15 protein-coding genes are annotated in these 17,769 nt (G+C 59.6%); 10 read left to right on the top strand and 5 right to left on the bottom strand.

The window, feature by feature from the left end; translation table 11 throughout:
• Window positions 1-68 precede the first annotated feature (68 nt).
• On the top strand, window positions 69-635 hold the full coding sequence (gene dcd / locus BLW01_RS12740; protein WP_092570304.1) for a dCTP deaminase: 567 nt from the start codon (window positions 69-71) through the stop codon (window positions 633-635).
• Window positions 636-653: 18 nt separating this feature from the next.
• Here dcd and BLW01_RS12735 read toward each other — a convergent pair whose 3' ends face one another.
• Both BLW01_RS12735 and pyk read right to left on the bottom strand, forming a co-directional pair.
• Window positions 654-1,133 carry a methylglyoxal synthase gene (locus BLW01_RS12735; RefSeq protein WP_092570303.1) on the bottom strand — a complete coding sequence of 160 codons (480 nt, stop codon included), beginning with the start codon at window positions 1,131-1,133 and terminating at the stop codon, window positions 654-656.
• A gap of 4 nt (window positions 1,134-1,137) precedes the next feature.
• Window positions 1,138-2,595: a pyruvate kinase gene (gene pyk / locus BLW01_RS12730; RefSeq protein ID WP_092570302.1), complete on the bottom strand. Its 1,458-nt coding sequence runs from the start codon at window positions 2,593-2,595 to the stop codon at window positions 1,138-1,140.
• Between the two features lie 300 nt (window positions 2,596-2,895).
• On the opposite strand from pyk, the gene topA reads away from it, so the two are divergent.
• From topA to BLW01_RS12705, 5 genes are all read left to right on the top strand, one after another.
• Window positions 2,896-5,526, top strand: a complete 2,631-nt coding sequence (topA, locus tag BLW01_RS12725) for a type I DNA topoisomerase (protein WP_092570300.1) — start codon at window positions 2,896-2,898, stop codon at window positions 5,524-5,526.
• Window positions 5,523-5,981 (top strand): DUF6586 family protein, encoded by a 459-nt coding sequence (locus tag BLW01_RS12720; RefSeq protein ID WP_092570298.1) that lies wholly within the window; start codon window positions 5,523-5,525, stop codon window positions 5,979-5,981. Before topA ends, BLW01_RS12720 begins: the two co-directional genes overlap by 4 nt.
• A 112-nt stretch (window positions 5,982-6,093) precedes the next feature.
• Window positions 6,094-6,330 carry a hypothetical protein gene (locus tag BLW01_RS12715; RefSeq protein WP_092570296.1) on the top strand — a complete coding sequence of 79 codons (237 nt, stop codon included), beginning with the start codon at window positions 6,094-6,096 and terminating at the stop codon, window positions 6,328-6,330.
• 19 nt (window positions 6,331-6,349) lie between these two features.
• Window positions 6,350-7,276, top strand: a complete 927-nt coding sequence (locus BLW01_RS12710; protein ID WP_092570294.1) for a cation diffusion facilitator family transporter — start codon at window positions 6,350-6,352, stop codon at window positions 7,274-7,276.
• 22 nt (window positions 7,277-7,298) lie between these two features.
• On the top strand, window positions 7,299-7,895 hold the full coding sequence (locus BLW01_RS12705) for a DUF4202 domain-containing protein (RefSeq protein ID WP_092570292.1): 597 nt from the start codon (window positions 7,299-7,301) through the stop codon (window positions 7,893-7,895).
• Between the two features lie 10 nt (window positions 7,896-7,905).
• On the opposite strand, the gene BLW01_RS12700 is transcribed toward BLW01_RS12705, so the two are convergent.
• Window positions 7,906-10,386, bottom strand: coding sequence for a bifunctional diguanylate cyclase/phosphodiesterase (locus tag BLW01_RS12700; protein WP_092570290.1), 2,481 nt, complete (start codon window positions 10,384-10,386; stop codon window positions 7,906-7,908).
• 218 nt (window positions 10,387-10,604) lie between these two features.
• On the opposite strand from BLW01_RS12700, the gene BLW01_RS12695 reads away from it, so the two are divergent.
• The 4 genes from BLW01_RS12695 to BLW01_RS12680 all read left to right on the top strand — a co-directional run bounded on the left by BLW01_RS12695 (window position 10,605) and on the right by BLW01_RS12680 (window position 14,540).
• Entirely contained in the window at window positions 10,605-11,816 is a 1,212-nt protein-coding gene (locus tag BLW01_RS12695) for an EAL domain-containing response regulator (RefSeq protein WP_092570288.1), read from the top strand.
• 14 nt (window positions 11,817-11,830) lie between these two features.
• Complete coding sequence (locus BLW01_RS12690; RefSeq protein ID WP_092570286.1) at window positions 11,831-13,414, top strand: ATP-binding protein; 1,584 nt, start codon at window positions 11,831-11,833, stop codon at window positions 13,412-13,414.
• 124 nt (window positions 13,415-13,538) lie between these two features.
• Complete coding sequence (locus tag BLW01_RS12685; protein WP_229806464.1) at window positions 13,539-14,093, top strand: L,D-transpeptidase family protein; 555 nt, start codon at window positions 13,539-13,541, stop codon at window positions 14,091-14,093.
• A gap of 180 nt (window positions 14,094-14,273) precedes the next feature.
• A complete protein-coding gene (locus BLW01_RS12680) occupies window positions 14,274-14,540 on the top strand; it encodes an Lpp/OprI family alanine-zipper lipoprotein (RefSeq protein WP_092570282.1) in 267 nt (88 codons plus the stop codon).
• 105 nt (window positions 14,541-14,645) lie between these two features.
• Here the strand turns inward: BLW01_RS12680 and BLW01_RS12675 are convergent, their stop codons facing one another.
• On the bottom strand, window positions 14,646-16,091 hold the full coding sequence (locus BLW01_RS12675; RefSeq protein ID WP_092570280.1) for an aldehyde dehydrogenase family protein: 1,446 nt from the start codon (window positions 16,089-16,091) through the stop codon (window positions 14,646-14,648).
• 64 nt (window positions 16,092-16,155) lie between these two features.
• Window positions 16,156-17,751, bottom strand: a complete 1,596-nt coding sequence (locus BLW01_RS12670) for a 5-guanidino-2-oxopentanoate decarboxylase (protein WP_092570278.1) — start codon at window positions 17,749-17,751, stop codon at window positions 16,156-16,158.
• Window positions 17,752-17,769: the final 18 nt, after the last annotated feature.

Here is a 17,769-nt window from a genome sequence, read left to right as displayed (position 1 = left end):
CCGTTGGTAATCCGTGGCGGGGCCGTTATCATGTCGGCCCCGTTCTCGTATCGACTTAGGACGCCCCGATGAGCATCAAATCCGACAAGTGGATTCGTCGTATGGCGGAAAGCCATGGCATGATCGAGCCGTTCGAGCCCGGTCAGGTTCGTTACCATCAAGATCAGCGTGTCATCTCCTACGGGACGTCCAGCTATGGCTACGATGTCCGCTGCGCCGATGACTTCAAGGTGTTCACCAATATCCATTCGGCGGTCGTCGACCCCAAGGGCTTCGATGACAAGAGCTTCGTCGACGTCAAGGGCGATGTCTGCGTGATTCCCCCCAATTCCTTTGCCCTGGCGCGAACCGTCGAGTATTTTCGGATACCGCGCAGTGTGCTGACCATCTGTCTGGGCAAGTCCACTTATGCCCGGTGCGGCATCATCGTCAACGTCACGCCGCTGGAGCCGGAGTGGGAGGGCCACGTCACATTGGAGTTTTCCAATACGACCAACCTGCCGGCGAAGATCTACGCCAATGAAGGCGTGGCCCAGATGCTGTTCCTGGAGTCCGACGAAGTCTGCGAGATGTCTTACAAGGACCGGGGCGGCAAGTACATGGGGCAGCGGGGAGTCACCCTGCCCCGAACCTGATGCTTCCGATGCGTGGCATCATTGCGCTCTCGCCGCCGTCCATTGTCCCGCATCCGGAATCGCTATCTCGACGGCCTCGTCCAGATAGGGCGAACTGATCAGGAAGTCGGCGCTGGCGGCGTTGCAGGCCACAGGGATGTTCCATAGCGCTGCGAGCCTCAGCAATGCCTTGACATCCGGGTCATGCGGCATGGGCGCGAACGGGTCCCAGAAGAAGATCAGCAGATCCAGCCCCTGCTCGGTAATGCGGGCACCGATCTGCTGGTCGCCGCCCAGCGGGCCGCTCATCAACCCTTCCACGTTCAGCCCCAGTTCACGGGACACCCGTGCCGCCGTGGTGCCGGTACCGATCAGTTCGTGTTTCGACAGCGTTTTCTGCCAGCGCTTCGCCCATGCCAGCAATTCCTCCTTCTTGCCGTCGTGGGCGATCAGCGCGATGCGCTTTCGCGGGGGCAGGGTACGTGTCGTCTGTTGGTCCGGACGCGAGTCAGCAGTCATGGCGTCAGTTTACCTCGAGGATTTTCAGGGTATTGGTGCCGCCATGGGCATTCATGTGATCGCCGCGGGTCAGGATCATCATCTCGCCCGGCTCGGCGATGCCACGTTCCTTGAGAATGTCCATCGCCTGTCGATCGAGTTCACCGGCATCGAGTTCGGTCGTATCGAATAGAATCGAAACCACACCACGGTAAAGCGCCATGCGTCGCTGGGCGATAGGGCTGTGGGCCAGCCCGACGATCGGCAGTCCCGAACGGATTCGCGAGGCGATCAATGGCGTATAGCCGGTGGCGGTCATGCAAGCGATTGCTGCCACACCTGTCAGGTGGTTAGCGGCATACATGGCCGATAGTGCCACCGTCTCGTCGATCTTGGAGAAGCCTTCATGGATGCGATGGCCCGACTCCTGGGCGATGCGTTCGCGCTCGGCGCCCATGCACAGACGATGCATGGCCTCGATCGTTTCCACCGGGTAGTCGCCGGCCGCAGTCTCGGCGGAGAGCATGACGGCATCGGTGCCGTCCAGCACGGCGTTGGCCACGTCGAAGACTTCAGCACGGGTCGGCAGCGGTGAGCCGATCATCGACTCCATCATCTGGGTGGCGGTGATGACGGCCCGGTTGAGGCTTCGGGCGCGCTTGATCATGCGCTTCTGCACACCGATCAGTTGGGCGTCGCCGATTTCCACGCCGAGATCGCCTCGTGCCACCATGACCGCCTCCGAGGCTTCGATGATGCCGTCCAGGGTGGCGTCGTCGGCCACCGCCTCGGCACGCTCGATCTTGGCGACCAGGCCGATCTCCTCGCCTTCGTCTCCGAGCAGTCGTCGCGCTTCCTGCATATCGGCGGCACTGCGCGGGAAGGAAATGGCGAGATAGTCGACACCAATGTCGACGGCCGTCTTGAGGTCGGCCTTGTCCTTGTCGGTCAGTGCCGCAGCGGAGAGACCGCCGCCTTCCTTGTTGATGCCCTTGTTATTGGAAAGCGTGCCGCCGACCACCACAGTAGTATGCACGGCGGTGCCGTCGATCCGCTCGACAGTGAGCACGATTCGGCCGTCGTCGAGTAACAGCACGTCGCCGGCCTGCAGGTCGTCGGCCAGCGCCTTGTAGTCGCAGCCCACACGTGTTGCGTCGCCGGCGTCGCTGTCCAGGGCCATGTCGATGACGAAGGGCTGGCCGTCATCGAGCTCGATGGCGCCATCGGCAAAGCGCGCGATACGGATCTTGGGGCCCTGAAGGTCGCCCAATGCGGCCACGCTCTTGCCGAGGCGATTGGCGATCTCGCGGACCCGGGTCAAGCGTTGGCGGTGATCGTCGGCCGAGCCGTGGGAGAAATTGAGGCGCACCACGTCGACGCCGGCGGCGATCATGGCCTCGAGCACGCCTTCGCGGTCACTGGCCGGGCCGAGTGTGGCTACGATCTTGGTGCGTCGGACGGGACCATGAGAGGCATTCGACATGAGGTTCTCCAGTGATAGTCAATAGGTTTGATGTAGTCATTTTACTACATGATGGTAATGCATCCGTCAGCATCAGGGAAATACCCGATCATGGGGCAAGTGTGGCACACCTGTGTGACAATGCGGTGCTTGCGGGGCGATGAGATCGCAGTATAGGGTTCATGGAAGAACAGACCATGGTGACTGGCGTGAAAACCTGCGCTGGGGTACGGTAGGCGCATTTTTCCGTTGAGCACGGTCATGGACGGGGAACATCGAGACGGCGCGACACGCACCGTCGCAATATAATCGTGGAGCACTATGGGTAAGTCACTGGTCATTGTCGAGTCGCCGGCGAAAGCCAAGACGATCAACAAGTATCTCGGCAACGATTACATCGTGAAGTCGAGCGTGGGGCATATTCGCGACCTGCCGACCAGCGGCTCGGGTAAAGCGAATGCCGACCCCAAGAAGCGGGGGCGGCAGGCGGCAGCAACACGCAAGATGTCGCCCGATGAGAAGGCCGCTTACAAGCAGCGCAAGGCGCGTGAGCAATTGGTCCGTCGCATGGGGATCGACCCCGAGAATGGCTGGGAAGCACATTACGAGATCCTTCCCGGCAAGGAGAAGGTCGTCTCGGAACTGCAGAAACTGGCTGACAAGGCCGATGCGGTCTATCTCGCTACCGACCTTGACCGTGAGGGGGAGGCCATCGCCTGGCATCTGCAGGAAACGATCGGGGGCGATACGTCCCGCTACAAGCGGGTGGTCTTCAACGAGATCACCAAGAACGCCATTCAGGAAGCGTTCAAGGATCCCGGCGCCCTCAATATCGAGCGGGTGGAAGCCCAGCAGGCACGCCGTTTTCTCGATCGTGTCGTGGGCTTCATGTTGTCGCCGCTGCTGTGGGCGAAGATTGCTCGTGGCCTGTCGGCCGGCCGGGTTCAATCGGTGGCGATGCGGTTGATCGTCGAGCGCGAGCGTGAGATCCGGGCCTTCGTGCCCGAGGAGTTCTGGGACGTTCACGCCGATCTGGTGACCCCGGAGGGCGAAGCGGTCCGTTTCGAGTTGGTACGCCAGGATGGCAAGGCGTTCGAGCCGACCTCCGAGGCGGAAACGCTCGAGCGTATCGAGGCGTTGAAGAACGCGTCGCTGCAGATCACGGCCCGTGATGACAAACCGACCCGGTCCAAGCCCAATGCGCCGTTCATCACGTCGACCCTGCAGCAAGCGGCCAGTGGGCGGCTGGGCTTTTCGGTGCGCAAGACCATGACACTGGCGCAGCGTCTGTACGAAGCCGGACACATCACCTACATGCGTACCGACTCGACCAACCTGTCACAGGATGCCGTGGCATCGGTGCGCGAGCATATCGAGTCAACCTACGGCGCTCGCTATCTGCCGGAATCGCCCAATCGCTATGCCAGCAAGGCCGGTGCTCAGGAAGCCCACGAGGCGATTCGCCCCTCGGATGTGTCACGTACCGCCACATCGCTGGAGGGCATGGAGCGTGACGCCCAGCGTCTCTATGAACTGATCTGGCGTCAGTTCGTGGCCTGCCAGATGACGCCGGCCGAGTATCTGTCGACCACGCTGACCGTCGAAGCGGATGGCTATGAACTCAAGGCCAAGGGCCGGGTGCTCAAGTTCGATGGTTATACTCGGGTCATGAAACCGGCCGGCAAGAAGGACGAGGACCAGGCGCTCCCGGATTTGTCCGAGGGGACTCCGATGACACTGGAGTCGCTCGATCCGCAGCAGCATTTTACCAAGCCACCGGCACGTTATACCGAGGCCAGCCTGGTCAAGGAGCTCGAAAAACGTGGCATCGGCCGACCCTCGACCTATGCCTCGATCATTTCGACGATTCAGGATCGAGGTTACGTCAAGCTGGAGAGTCGCCGCTTCTACGCGGAGAAATTGGGCGATATCGTTACCGAGCGGCTGCGTGAATCCTTCCCCGACCTCATGGATTATGGGTTCACCGCGCGCATGGAGGACAGCCTGGATGAGGTGGCCGAGGGCGAGCGCGACTGGAAGGCGCTGCTCGACAGCTTCTATGCCGAGTTTCGCAAGGAACTCGAGCATGCCGAGAGCGAACATGGCATGCGGCCCAATCAGCCTGTTCCCACGGACATCGACTGTCCCCAGTGCGGCCGCAAGATGCAGATTCGTACCGCTTCGACCGGGGTGTTCCTGGGCTGTAGCGGCTACAATCTGCCGCCCAAGGAGCGGTGCAAGACGACCATCGATCTGATTCCCGGCGAGGAAGCCGTGGCGGATGATGCCGGTGAAGAGGCGGAAACCAATGCACTGCGGGCCAAGCATCGTTGCCCGAAATGCGGCACCGCCATGGACAGCTATCTGATCGATGAGCACCGCAAACTGCATATCTGCGGCGACAGTCCCGATTGCGATGGCCATGAAATCGAAAAGGGACGCTTCAAGATCAAGGGCTACGAAGGACCGACCCTCGAGTGCGACAAGTGCGGTGCCGAGATGCAGCTCAAGTCCGGCCGTTTCGGCAAGTACTTCGGTTGCACCAACGACGATTGCAAGAATACCCGCAAGTTGCTCAAGAGCGGGGAAGTCGCTCCGCCCAAGATGGATCCGGTGCCGATGCCGGAACTGGCCTGTCAGAAAGTCGACGATCATTATGTGCTGCGCGATGGGGCCAGTGGTTTGTTCCTGGCCGCCAGCCAGTTTCCCAAGAATCGTGAAACTCGACCGCCATTGGTGCGCGAGCTCAAGGCGCATGCCGAGGAACTGCCGGAGAAATACCGTTTCCTGTTGGATGCCCCCACGGAGGACCCGGATGGGCGGCCGGCACAGATCCGTTTTTCCCGCAAGACCAAGAGCCAGTATGTCATGACGGATGAGGGCGGCAAGGCGAGCGGCTGGAAAGCCGTATTCGACAACGGTCAGTGGCAAGTCGAGGATAAGCGCAAATGACACCGGCGGGTCGGACCAATCAACTCATCTATCAGGCGGAATTGCTGCTGCAGATACCGCATGGTGATGATGAGCATGCCAATGCCAGGCGTATGGCTACCGAGGAAGGGGCCATGGCGGTGGCGGAACTGGCGCTGAACTCAGCGCTGCGGGAACTGACCGAACACGCCATGCTGGCGCGCCACGACTGGCGCGAGTTACTGACCGGTGAGCGTCCCCTGGCCGAACTGGAGCATTTGCGGGAACTCGCTCGCCGGGAGGATAGCTGGCTGGCCTGGTTACTGGCACGTTTGGCGCAGTTGCATGATGTCGATGGGGCCGCCGGTCACCGACAGGGCGGTGCCGCATTGATTGTGACGGCAGGCGAGGCGGACATGGCGGAGAGATTGCGCTGGTGTCTGCGCGAGTTCAAGTCCACGCTGGCTGAATTGCGTGAAACGAGCTTTGAATGGTGACGTTTGCCACCGCGAATGATACCCTGTATCGGGTCTCGACGACCATGGATGATCACCGTGGTCGTTTTTTATTACCGCACCTGTTTTTATTCCCGTGTGAAGGGAGAGTCCTGTGACTGATACCGCGATTCTGGAAATCGTCGAACTCAGCGACGGCGAGATTGTGCTGCGCAGTGCCGAAGGCGAGGGCGAGCCGCTATTGCGTATCCGTTTCTCTGAAGAAGCCGCCGAACTGCTCCAGCAGAGCCGTTTCGAGGTAGCCCAGGAGATGATCGATCACGCCATCACGCGTAGCAAGCTATGGCAGGAAGACAGCGAAGAACCGGTGCTTCCCTCAACCGTTCATTGATGGGCCGCGACGTGGCGTGATGACAAGCGAACGTAGCGGGTTATTGCTCTCCGCATTCGCGGCATTGCTGATCGGCGTTGTCGCCACGGTGGCGGCACTCGTGACGGCATCTCAGGCCATCCTCCTCGATGGTCTTTTCAATCTGGTCTATTTCATGGTGTCGCTGGCGACCCTGCGGGTGAGCCGGTTGGCCAGCGGCCCCGATGATGAGCGTTTCCCTTTCGGCTATGGGTATTTCGAGTCCCTGGTCAACGCCGGCAAGGGGTTGCTGATCCTCGGCGTTTCCGGCTTTGCCCTCTTCGATGCCTCGCTGACGCTGCTGGCGGGTGGGCATCGGATAGCGGCCGGATTGTCCATCCTCTATGCTCTGTTCGCCACCGCAACCTGCTCGGCAACGGCCTGGGTGCTGACGCGCAACCTGCGTCACGCCGATAGTCCGCTGGTGCACGCGGACCGCGACAACTGGGTCGTCAACAGTGTCATCTCCGGCGCGGTGCTGCTGGCTTTCTGTCTTATTCCCCTACTGGAATGGATGGAGTGGCAGGCGCCGATTCCTTATATCGATTCGCTGCTCGTTATCGCCGTGGTGCTGTTGTGCCTGGGCGTTCCGGTACGGATGGCGTCCGGCGCGATCCTGGAGCTGCTCAACCGCACACCGCCGCGCGCTGTATCGGCACCTGTGCATGCTGCTGTTGTGCATGCCCTGGCCGAGCTTCCGACCAGCCGGGTGCGAGTGCGCATGGTCCGTCCGGGTCGCACGCTGTACGTGGTAGTGCATGTCGTATTACCGGAGACCTATCGCATATCGTCGCTGCGTGAGCTGGATGCCCTCCGTGAGCGGGTCGATGGTGAAGTGAGAAAAGCGTATGCCACCCCCGTCATCGACGTTGTGTTCACGGCGGATGATCGCTGGGCGGAGTGGCCTGCGTTACCCTCCAGTCGTTAAACGTCAATTCGGAGTACTGAATATGGGCTCTCATGATTCGCGTTTCAATGAAGCGATTGCCCGGTTGGATGCGTTGCATCAGGCAGATCCGCGTGACGTCATCGTCGATGGCGAGGCTCGTCCTCATGAACAGGTGTATGCCGAGCGTATGAGTGAATGGCTGGAGGCGGTAAAACCGGAGGCCGGCGATATTCTCCGACTGGCGGTTCGGGCCCAGCATCTGCAACGCTGGCGCATACCCCGCGACGACTATCCTCGGGATCGCCCCGGCTACCTGATGTGGCGTCGTGACCTGGGGCGCCGACAGGCGGAACAGGCCGCACGAGTGATGCGTGAGGTCGGTTACGATGACGCTGATTGTGAACGCGTCGCGTCATTGATTCGCAAGGAAGGCATCAAGCGTGATCCGGATGCCCAGGCCCTGGAAGATACGGCCTGCCTGGTCTTTCTGCAGTACTATTTCGTCGATTTCGCCGAGCCTCACCTCGAGGACGAAGACAAGTTGCTGCGTATCCTCCAGAAGACCTGGAAGAAGATGTCGGCGCACGGGCAGTCTCTGGCTCACTCGATTTCGCTACCCGATCGACATCAGTCGTTGATGCAGAAGGCGTTGGCATGACGGCTGCCGTCTAAGATACCTTGACATCCTTGGTGATCATTTCCAACAAATGCATTGGCAAGAGCGGGTCGCTGATCAGGCTGCCCTGAAAATAGCGAAATCCCTGCTCCACGAGGGCGGAGTGGCACGATTGGCGTGCGACCCCGTTGGCAATCAATGGATACCGCAAGCGTCGCGCCATCGTAAGAGCCAGCTGGGTGCGGTACGAGGCGTCGTCGTCGGTGTTCACGCTGAGCTGATGGATGGGGAGTTCCAGCAGGGTGGAGAATGGCAGTCCGTATTGTCCGAACTCACTCAACGAGATGCGGATGCCGGCCTGTGCGAGCCGATGCAGTATCTCCAGCGTCTGTTTCGTTCGTTGCTGGACCAGACGTTCACTGACCTGGATGATCAAGGGTGAGGGAGACGGCAGCAACGGACCCAATCGCTCCTTGATGTCGTCGACGAAGCCGGATTGTTGTAAATGCGTGGCATGGATATCCACCACAATGGGGAGCCAGGCGGTTTCGGGATCATGAGACCAGTCGTGAGCTTGTCGGCAGGCAGTCTCCAGAACCCACTCGCTGAGCGTCAGTTGGAATTCCTGTTTGTCGATGTCCCCGAGGAACTCCGATGGTGCCAACAGTCCGCGGCGTGGATGATTCCAGTAGCAGAATGCCGCTACGGCATGCCAGGTGCCGTCATTATCGAACTGCGGCCGGAAACGTAGCTGAAACTGCTGCTCACGGAGGGCTTGATCGAGTTCCTGTTCCATGACATGTCGACGTGTGATGGCCGCTTGCATGTCCGGATCGAAGAAGTGCAAGCGGTTACGCCCCCCTTCTTTCGACTGATAGAGGGCCAGGTCGGCCTGTTTGAGCAGTTCGTCGCAACATTCATGTTCGCCGCTGAAGATGGTGATTCCCATGCTCGTGGTGATGTTATAGGCGAGCCCGTCAAGATCGTAGGTCGGCAGCAGGGTGTCGATGATCTTGTGCCCGACCTGTTCGGCCTGGCTGATGGCCAGGCTGAGCGTCTCGCCCAGATTCTCCAGCAGGACGACGAACTCGTCACCGCCCAGCCGGCAGACCGTATCGCCGGCTCTTACGGCGTCGGTCAGGCGCTGTGCCATCTGTTGCAGTAACAGATCTCCCTTGTCATGACCGTAGGTGTCGTTGAGTTGCTTGAAATGGTCGAGATCGAGCAATAGCAAGGCACCCCGATTGGCGGTACGGGACGTGTTGTGCAGTGCGTGCTGCAGATGGTCGAGCAGCAAGCGCCGGTTGGCGACTTTCGTCAACGAGTCCTGAAAAGCCAGGCGCTCCATCTCTTCGGCCGCCGCCTTGCGCTCGCTGATATCGGTCAGTGTCCCGACGAAATGCAAGGTGTTCTCGTCATCATCGTAGGGGATGGCGCTCAGGGTCAGGCGCGCGGGATAGTCGGTGCCGTTATGACGTCGATCCCAGATTTCGCCTTGCCACTCGCCTCGGCGTTTCACGGTATCCCAGAGATGGGCATAGAACGCATGGTCATGGTGGAGTGAAGCGAGAGGACTGGGAACCTGTCCACTGACATCATCGACGCGATACCCGGTGATCCGGGTGAAAGCATCATTGCACATCAGTAGATGGCCGTGCTCATCGACCAGAAATACGCCATCGCCAATGGCCTCTACGGCACGTGTCAGTTGCCGGTGGGTGATATGCAGCAAATGCGCGCTGTTCTGCAGGCGTCGGGTGATCAACACCGAAAAAATGGTGATCAGGCCCAGGATGACGGCGACGGTGCTCACGCCGGTAGCTAACCACGACGTGTCGAGGAAGGCGTCGTTCGTGGTCGTGAACGGTTGTGAATAGAAGTTGACGGCCACCATGGCAGTATAGTGCAGCGACGTCACGGCCACGCCGAAGATACAGGCGCTGGTGAGTGTCGTGCGTAGTGTCATGAACTGTTGGGTCGTCGCACGGCCCATGCCGGCACGAATGACCGTCATGGCCAGCATGCTGATGCCCACGGCGAATCCCAGCGATAGCACCAGCAAGGACAGGTCGTAGTGCATGGTGGCTGCTACCTGCATCCCTGCCATGCCGGTGAAGTGCATGGTGCCGATACCTGCACCGAGCCCCAACCCGGCCAGCAGATGCAAGGGCAGCGCACGGCGTTTCGCTAGCACCAGATAGAGTGGCAAGACGCAGGCCAGTATGGCCGGCAGGCCGGATATCAGTGTTATCGTGTGATTGTAGGTGACCGGCCGCGGCAACTCGAAGGCGAGCATGCCGATGAAGTGCATGCCCCAGATACCGTACCCCATCACCGTGGCTCCAAGCGTGAGCCAGATGCCCTTGATGGCAGCCCGCCAGCGTGACCAGGCGAGACTCATGTTCGTGGCGAGCAGCAAGCCGGAATACGAGGCCAGAACGGCGACCAGCAGGGAGAGTAGGACCAGTATGTGATCGTGGGAGCTGGCAAGGCGAAGTGACGCGGCCAGGCTTCCATCGTCGATCTGAATCATGCGGAGGGAGACCTATGATGACTTAGGATGGGGACTAAAAAGTATGACGTTTCATTACTCCCTCCATGGTATGGTCTACGCTACATGGTGGGCATCGGCAAGGCAAGATGTCGGGACACAAGTTTTTCACCGGATTGCCGATAGTACGTTTGTATGGATAACGCGCGATCCCGAACGATTCCGGGGATCACATAACGAGACTACCTGGCAGCAGGGCTATGTCGCAGGGAACTGAAGAACGACGGCGAATCCTGATTCTGGATGACGATCCCGGTGTGGGACGGACGATCGCTTTCATGTCGGAACGACTGGGATTGCAGTCTCGCTCTGTGGACAACGCCCACGATTTTTTCGAGGCACTGCACCAGTGGCGTCCTGCGTATGTCGTGATTGATCTGATCATGCCCGACATGGATGGCGTCGAGGTAATGCGTCAGTTGGCTCGTCTTCGGTCAACAGTGGCCATCATCATCTCGAGTGGCGTCGGCACTCGCGTGCTGGATGCCGCTGAACGCGCCGCTGCCGAGCATCGGCTCAACGTGCTGGGAGTGCTGTCGAAGCCGTTTACACGCCAGAAATTGCAGGACATCCTGGGGCAGGTCTCCCGTATGCCGCAGCATCCGATGGATGGCGATCAGGATGTCGCCTCACCGTTCGGTTTGCCGGATATCACGGAGCAAGCCCTTCTCGAAGCGATCGAGCAGGACCAGTTCACCATGGTCTATCAACCCAAGATCGCCTGCCGGGACAATAGCGTGGTCGGTTTCGAGGCGCTGGTGCGCTGGCAGCATCCGGAAGGGGGACTGATCAGGCCGGATCATTTCATACCTCTGGCGGAATCGCTTGACATGATCGATCCCTTGACCGATGTCGTCATCGAACAGTCGCTGGGCTGGGTTGCGACGATGCAGTATTTGCCGTCGCTATCCCTGGCGATCAACCTCTCGGCCAAAACGCTGGTGAATCACGAATTTGCCGATCGGCTTGCCGCCCGCTGTCTGGAGAAGTCGGTCAAGCCGGGGCGTATTACCCTGGAAATGACGGAAACCGCGGCAATGGAAGATTCCGTCATGGCGCTCGAGTTGCTGACGCGGCTGCGCATGAAGGGTTTCCATGTCGCCATCGACGATTTCGGTACCGGTTATTCGTCGATGGTTCAGTTGGCCCGTTTGCCATTTTCCGAATTGAAAGTCGATAAATCCTTCGTCATGACGGCCGCCTCGTCCGAAGAGGCACGGACCATCATCCATTCCACGGTCGAGCTGGGACATAGTCTGGGGCTCGATGTCGTGGCTGAAGGCGTGGAAGACGGAAATGCACTGGCGTTTCTAAAAACCATTGGCTGCGATTATGCCCAGGGGTATTACATCGCTCGGCCCATGCCGACGCATCATGTGACAGGCTGGCTGAATGCCCGCCAGGCGAATTGAACGACGAGGTTGCCATGTCACCCGATCATCCGACGGATACTCTACGAGAAATTGCCAGTGAGCGGCATGTCGAATCGCTGCTCAGCAACATTCCGGGCATGCTCTATCACTGCAAGCTCGATGCGAACTGGACCATGCAGTTCGTGAGTGCCGGCTGTCAGTCGCTGACGGGGTATCAACCCGGTGACCTCATCGATAATCGGCGAGTCTCTTTCATCGAGTTGATTCATCCCGACGAGCGCCAGCGGCTTGAAGAAGAGGTCTATCGTGCCATTGCCGCGCAAGAATCCTATAGCTGCACGTATCGACTGATCACCGCCCAGGGCGACGAAAAATGGGTGTGGGAGCAGGGCAATGCCGTGCGTTCGGACGACGGAGAGGTGCTGGCGCTGGAAGGCTACATCACGGATATCTCCCAACGCGTCGAGCTTGAAGAGCAGCTACGGCGTGCCCAGCGGATGGAATCCATCGGCCAGCTCACCGGAGGGGTCGCCCATGATTTCAACAATCTGCTGACAGTCATTCTGGGAAATGCCGAATTGCTGGTGGAAGAGCTCGCCGATCAGCCGGATCTGGCGGAATTGGCGGGGATGCTGGTCAGTGCCGCACAGCGTGGCGCCGACCTGACACAGAGCCTGCTCGCCTATGCCCGTCGACAGCCCCTGGAGCCGCAGGCGATCGATGTCGATGAGACCCTGCGTGGCATGCATGCGTTGTTACGTCGTACGCTGGGTGAGCACATTCAGGTGGAGCTCATTACGGATAGCGATGGCTGGCAGGCCATGGTCGACCCGTCCCAACTGGAAAACGCCCTGCTGAACTTGTGTCTCAATGCTCGTGACGCCATGCCGCAAGGCGGAAACCTCGTCATCGAGACAACCCTGACCCATCTCGATCAGGATTATGCCGATCATCATATCGAAGTCGAATCGGGGAGCTACATTCTGGTCGCCGTTTCCGACACTGGCGAAGGCATAGGTGCTGAACACCTCGACCGAGTCTTCGAGCCCTTTTTCACGACCAAGTCGGCCGGCCAGGGCACCGGGCTGGGCTTGAGCATGATCTATGGCTTCGTCAAGCAGTCGCGTGGGCATGTCAGCATCTATTCCGAACCCGGCCAGGGAACGACCGTCAAAATATATCTGCCACTCGCCGATAGCGAGGTGGCGTCGCCATCCGAGACGACTGACAGTCATGGTGTCCTGGGACGAGGGGAAACCATACTGGTGGTGGAAGACGATGATCTGGTTCGCCGCTACGCCTGTCAGCAATTGACTTCCCTGGGGTATGTCGTCATCGAGGCGATACAGGGCAGTGAGGCGCTGGAATATATTCGCGAGCATGACGATATCGACCTGCTGTTCACCGATATCGTCATGCCAGGAGGGCTCAATGGCAAGGAACTGGCGGATCGAGCACGAACGATACGACCGCAGCTGAAGGTGCTCTATACGTCCGGCTACACGGAGAACGCTATCGTTCATCATGGACGCCTGGATCCCGGCGTCCTGCTGTTGAGCAAACCCTACCGGTACAGAGAGCTGGCGCGTACCGTACGTCGGGCATTGGATGAGACGCCGATACCGTCATTGTCTTGACTCGAAGTTGTTGGATACAGGCTGAAATTGAGTTTTGCCCGCAAATAGCGTAGAAGATGTCCCATGGATTCCTTCGTTTGCATGAGACCGTGTATTGATGATGTCATTGACGAGAAAACTGGCCATGTTACTCATGGTCCTGTTGCCGTTTTCCGGCGCCCATGCCGTGCTGGATTCCGACTTTTCACCGCGGCCCGATGAACGTTGGCTGTTGATTGACGACAAGAGCGCGACATTGACTGTGTATGAAGGCGATCAAGTGATCGAGCGCTTTGAACCGGTGTCCCTGGGGCGGGGCGGTGCCGCGCCACTGAGGGTCAGAGGGGATCGTAAAACCCCGACCGGCGAGTTCCGCATCAATCGTGTCAACATGCAGAGTCGTTTCCATATTTTCCTGGGGCTCAACTACCCGACTCCAGCCCATGTGCGAGAATCTTTCAACGCTGGCATCATCGATCGTGACGAATATGAATCGTACCATCAGTACATTCGTCGGCATGGGGAACCGCCACAGAATACCCCCTTGGGTGGCGATATCGGTATCCATGGTTTGGGTGAAGGCGATGAAGACGTTCATGGCCGTTTTCACTGGACACAGGGCTGTATTGCCGTGACCAATGAGCAGATAGAATGGCTGCGTGATAACACGGAGATTGGCACACGTGTTGTCATCCGCTAATCTCTATGAAGTAAAACGCGAATTTATCGGTAGACAAGAGGGTGTTGTCTATAATAAAACGGCGTTTGACTCTTGGCTTGAAAGCGCTAGAGTCATTACTGAGAAGAACCTGCTTTTGCAGGAGCCTGGGGAGCCAGGCATAATTCAAGGCTGAACCAAGGAAGACTCAAGGAGATCATCATGTCCACTCTGAAAACCACTCTGAAGCTGTCTGCTGCTGCCGCTTCTCTGGCCGTTCTGGCTGGTTGCGCGTCTCAAAGCTCGCTGGAAGAAGTTCGTACCATCGCTGAAGATGCACAAGCCGAAGCTCAGCAAGCCAACTCGACTGCTCAGGAAGCGCAGAACACTGCCAACCAGGCACAGCGTGACGCGCAGGCCGCTATGCAGATGGCTCAGGAAAACCGTGAAGAAATGGATCGCATGTTCGAGCGTTCCATGGAGAAGTAAGCTGCCGATGGCGGTTGCCGGCCACATCACATACTGACGTGGCTGCCAACCGTGATTCGCACTGCAAACGACCCCGCCTCGGCGGGGTCGTTTGTGTAGGCGGGATCATTCGGGACCGATCAGATGCTTCACCTCCAGAAACGCTTGTAGTCCCCATGGGCCCAATTCGCGACCAATACCGCTACGCTTGACGCCACCCCAACTGGCTTGTGGCATGATGATCTGTTCACCATTGAACCAGATGATCCCCGCTTGAAGCTGGCGCCCGATACGCTTGGCTCGTTCGTTATCACCGCTTATCACCGTGGCCGCCAGACCAAAATCGCTGGTATTGGCCAGTGTGATGGCGTCATCGTCACTGACAATGCTGTGACCGCAAAGTACGGGACCAAAGATCTCTTCATTCCAGAGTCGACTCGCAGTGGGTACGTCCCGATACAAAGTGGGCGCCACGAAGTACCCATGGTCGGGCAACTTCCGGTGACGTTCATCACGAACGGCAGTCAGCCCTTCCTGCCTGGCAATATCAAGGTACTGCATTACGCTTTCGCGCTGCCGAGCACTCGTAAGTGGCCCCATATCGGTTCCCTCGGCGAGCGGGTCACCAAGGCGGATTGCATCAATGCGCCTGGCCAGCGCGTCGTACAAGGCATCGGCAATCGCGTCATGGACGATCAGGCGGGACGTTGCCGAGCAGACCTGCCCCATGTTGAAGTAGATGCCTGCCATCACCCAATCCGCCGCCTGCTCGGGGTCGACATCATCCATGACCAGAATCGGTGATTTGCCGCCAAGTTCGAGCGATACATTGCGAGTACCCTCGCTGGCGGCACGCATGACGGTTTCCCCAACACGATTGCTGCCTGTGAAGGAGAGCTTGTCGATGTCCGGGTGGGCGGTGAGGGGCGCTCCAATACCTTCACCATCGCCATGCAGCAGATTCAGTACACCCGCCGGCAAGTCGATCGCTTCAGCAATGTCGGCCAGTTGCTGTTCGGGAAGGGGGATGACTTCCGAAGGTTTGAATACCACGGTACAGCCGGCCGCCAGCGCGGGTGCCAGTTTCCAGGCACTGGTGACCAGCGGGAAATTCCACGGCGTGATCAGACCGGCAACGCCCACGGGGTCGTAATAGCCACGTGCTTCGATGCCTGTCATGTCATGCTCGATACCCTGCCCCTGGCGACCATCCAGAGTACGTGCCTGTTCGGCATAATAGCGATAGCAGGCGATGGCGTCGTCCAGATCGACACCGGCTTCCGCCAGCGCCTTGCCATTGTTGGTCGAGGACAAGCGCATCAGTGATTCGCGACGTTGTGTCAATTGATCGGCGAATCCCTCCAGATAGACGGCGCGTTCGGCACCGCGCAGTGCCCGCCAATCAGGAAGGGCGCTGCGGGCAGCGCTGACGGCCGCATCGACATCGGCCGGATCGCCGCCCGTGACGTGGGCGATCGTCTCTTCGGTGTAAGGATTGGTCACCGGCAATCGCCGATGTCCCTGAGAGGGAATCCAGCGGCCGTTGATATATTGATGGTCGAGTTGTTGCATGGTGGCTCGCTCCAATCTATGTGCGCATAACGATTCCAGGCAGGACTTGCGTCCTGCATCGCGGCTAAGGCCCCACCCACGCATTGGCATCCACTTCGATCAGCAAGGGACCGTCGAGGGGGCGGGAGTCGAGCGCGTTGACCAGGCTGGCCGGGTCGTTGACACGGGTGGAAAGGCAGCCGAACCCCTGGGCCAGCGTGGCAAAATTCGGCGCCTGGATGTCCACGCCGAGCCGAGCAACGCCATTGGCATCCATATAGCGGCGAATCTCTTCATAACCGCCGTTGTGCCACAGCAGGATCACGAGCGGCAGGCGCTCTTCGACGGCCGTAGCCATCTCCGCGAGAGTGAACATGATTCCGCCATCACCGACCAGGGCGACGACCGGCAGGTCGGGACGGGCCAGTTGGGCTCCCAGGGCGGCCGGCAGGCCGTAACCGAGCGTCCCGTAGCCGGTGGAGGCATTGAAGAAGCGCCGTGGTACGGGCTGAGAGACCAGATGGTTGGCGGCATATACGGGAGCCGTGGAGTCACCGACCAGAATGGCGTCCGGCAATGCGGACCGCAGAGTGTCGAACAATGGCACGAACGGGGCCAGATCGGGACTGTCGCGAAGTGCCAGGGTGTCGCGAACATTGGCAGCACGCGCCTGTCCGCCGCGCGGGACGGTATCGGGAAACGCGGCCAGCAACGCGGTCATCGCCAATCCGGCATCCGCCACCAGCCCCAGGGACACCGGCTGATTGCGTGCCAGTTGTTCGGCATCGATGTCGATCCGGATTAGCCGGCCATTGAGTTCGAACCCGTCGTCGAAGACCACATCGTAATCCGTCTCGCCCAACTCGGTCCCCATGGCCAGGATGACATCGGCATCGCGCGCGAGTTCGCGAACCGCTGGCAGAGCAGCGTTGGCGCCCAGATCCAGCGGATGATCATGACCCAGTACGCCCTTGGCATTGATCGTGGTCACGGTCGGGGCGTCCAGACGCTCGACCAGTGTGCGTGCTGTCTCAGGATTGTCGACGCAACCTCCGCCCAGCAGCACCAGGGGCCGTTGTGCGTCGTGCAACCATCGGGCCGCCGTCGTGATACCCTCCGGTGCCGGCGCGGCCGGATACCACACCGGAGAGTGCCAGTGGCTCGGTGGTGTGACCCGGGCATCGAACAGGTCAATGGGGATTTCGATATGTACCGGTCCCGGACGTGTGCCACGGAACACCGCATAGGCGCGTGCCAGCACTTCGGGAAGATTGTCCGGGGCCAGCAGCGTATGGCTGAAGCGGCTGACACCGGCCAGGGTCTGTTGTTGGCTGGGCAATTCGTGTAGCCGTCCTTGACCGAGCCCCAGCGTATCGCGCCGATTGACGCTGGAAATGACCAGCATCGGTACGGAATCGGCCAGCGCCTGTCCCATGGCCGTGGCGATATTGGTCATGCCGGGCCCGGTGATGATGAAACAGACACCCGGGTGGCCGGTAGCGCGGGCATAACCATCCGCCATGAAGCCCGCGCCCTGCTCGTGACGCGGTGTGACATGGCGCATACCGCTGCCTTCCAGTCCCCGGTACAGTTCCACCGTATGCACCCCGGGAATGCCGAAGACGGTATCGATGCCATAGCACCTGCGAAGCAGTTGCAGCAACAATTGGGCGCATGTCATTGATGAGGTCTCCTGTCA

It is taken from the genome of Aidingimonas halophila, assembly GCF_900106955.1.
Lineage (GTDB): Bacteria > Pseudomonadota > Gammaproteobacteria > Pseudomonadales > Halomonadaceae > Aidingimonas > Aidingimonas halophila.
This window is presented reverse-complemented; position numbering and strand designations above follow the sequence as displayed.

Coding starts and splice junctions, on each gene's coding strand:
- dcd (WP_092570304.1), top strand. CDS start 69: ATGAGCATCAAATCCGACAAGTGGATTCGTCGTATGGCGGAAAGCCAT.
- BLW01_RS12735 (WP_092570303.1), bottom strand. CDS start 1,133: ATGACTGCTGACTCGCGTCCGGACCAACAGACGACACGTACCCTGCCC.
- pyk (WP_092570302.1), bottom strand. CDS start 2,595: ATGTCGAATGCCTCTCATGGTCCCGTCCGACGCACCAAGATCGTAGCC.
- topA (WP_092570300.1), top strand. CDS start 2,896: ATGGGTAAGTCACTGGTCATTGTCGAGTCGCCGGCGAAAGCCAAGACG.
- BLW01_RS12720 (WP_092570298.1), top strand. CDS start 5,523: ATGACACCGGCGGGTCGGACCAATCAACTCATCTATCAGGCGGAATTG.
- BLW01_RS12710 (WP_092570294.1), top strand. CDS start 6,350: ATGACAAGCGAACGTAGCGGGTTATTGCTCTCCGCATTCGCGGCATTG.
- BLW01_RS12705 (WP_092570292.1), top strand. CDS start 7,299: ATGGGCTCTCATGATTCGCGTTTCAATGAAGCGATTGCCCGGTTGGAT.
- BLW01_RS12700 (WP_092570290.1), bottom strand. CDS start 10,386: ATGATTCAGATCGACGATGGAAGCCTGGCCGCGTCACTTCGCCTTGCC.
- BLW01_RS12695 (WP_092570288.1), top strand. CDS start 10,605: ATGTCGCAGGGAACTGAAGAACGACGGCGAATCCTGATTCTGGATGAC.
- BLW01_RS12690 (WP_092570286.1), top strand. CDS start 11,831: ATGTCACCCGATCATCCGACGGATACTCTACGAGAAATTGCCAGTGAG.
- BLW01_RS12685 (WP_229806464.1), top strand. CDS start 13,539: ATGTTACTCATGGTCCTGTTGCCGTTTTCCGGCGCCCATGCCGTGCTG.
- BLW01_RS12680 (WP_092570282.1), top strand. CDS start 14,274: ATGTCCACTCTGAAAACCACTCTGAAGCTGTCTGCTGCTGCCGCTTCT.
- BLW01_RS12675 (WP_092570280.1), bottom strand. CDS start 16,091: ATGCAACAACTCGACCATCAATATATCAACGGCCGCTGGATTCCCTCT.
- BLW01_RS12670 (WP_092570278.1), bottom strand. CDS start 17,751: ATGACATGCGCCCAATTGTTGCTGCAACTGCTTCGCAGGTGCTATGGC.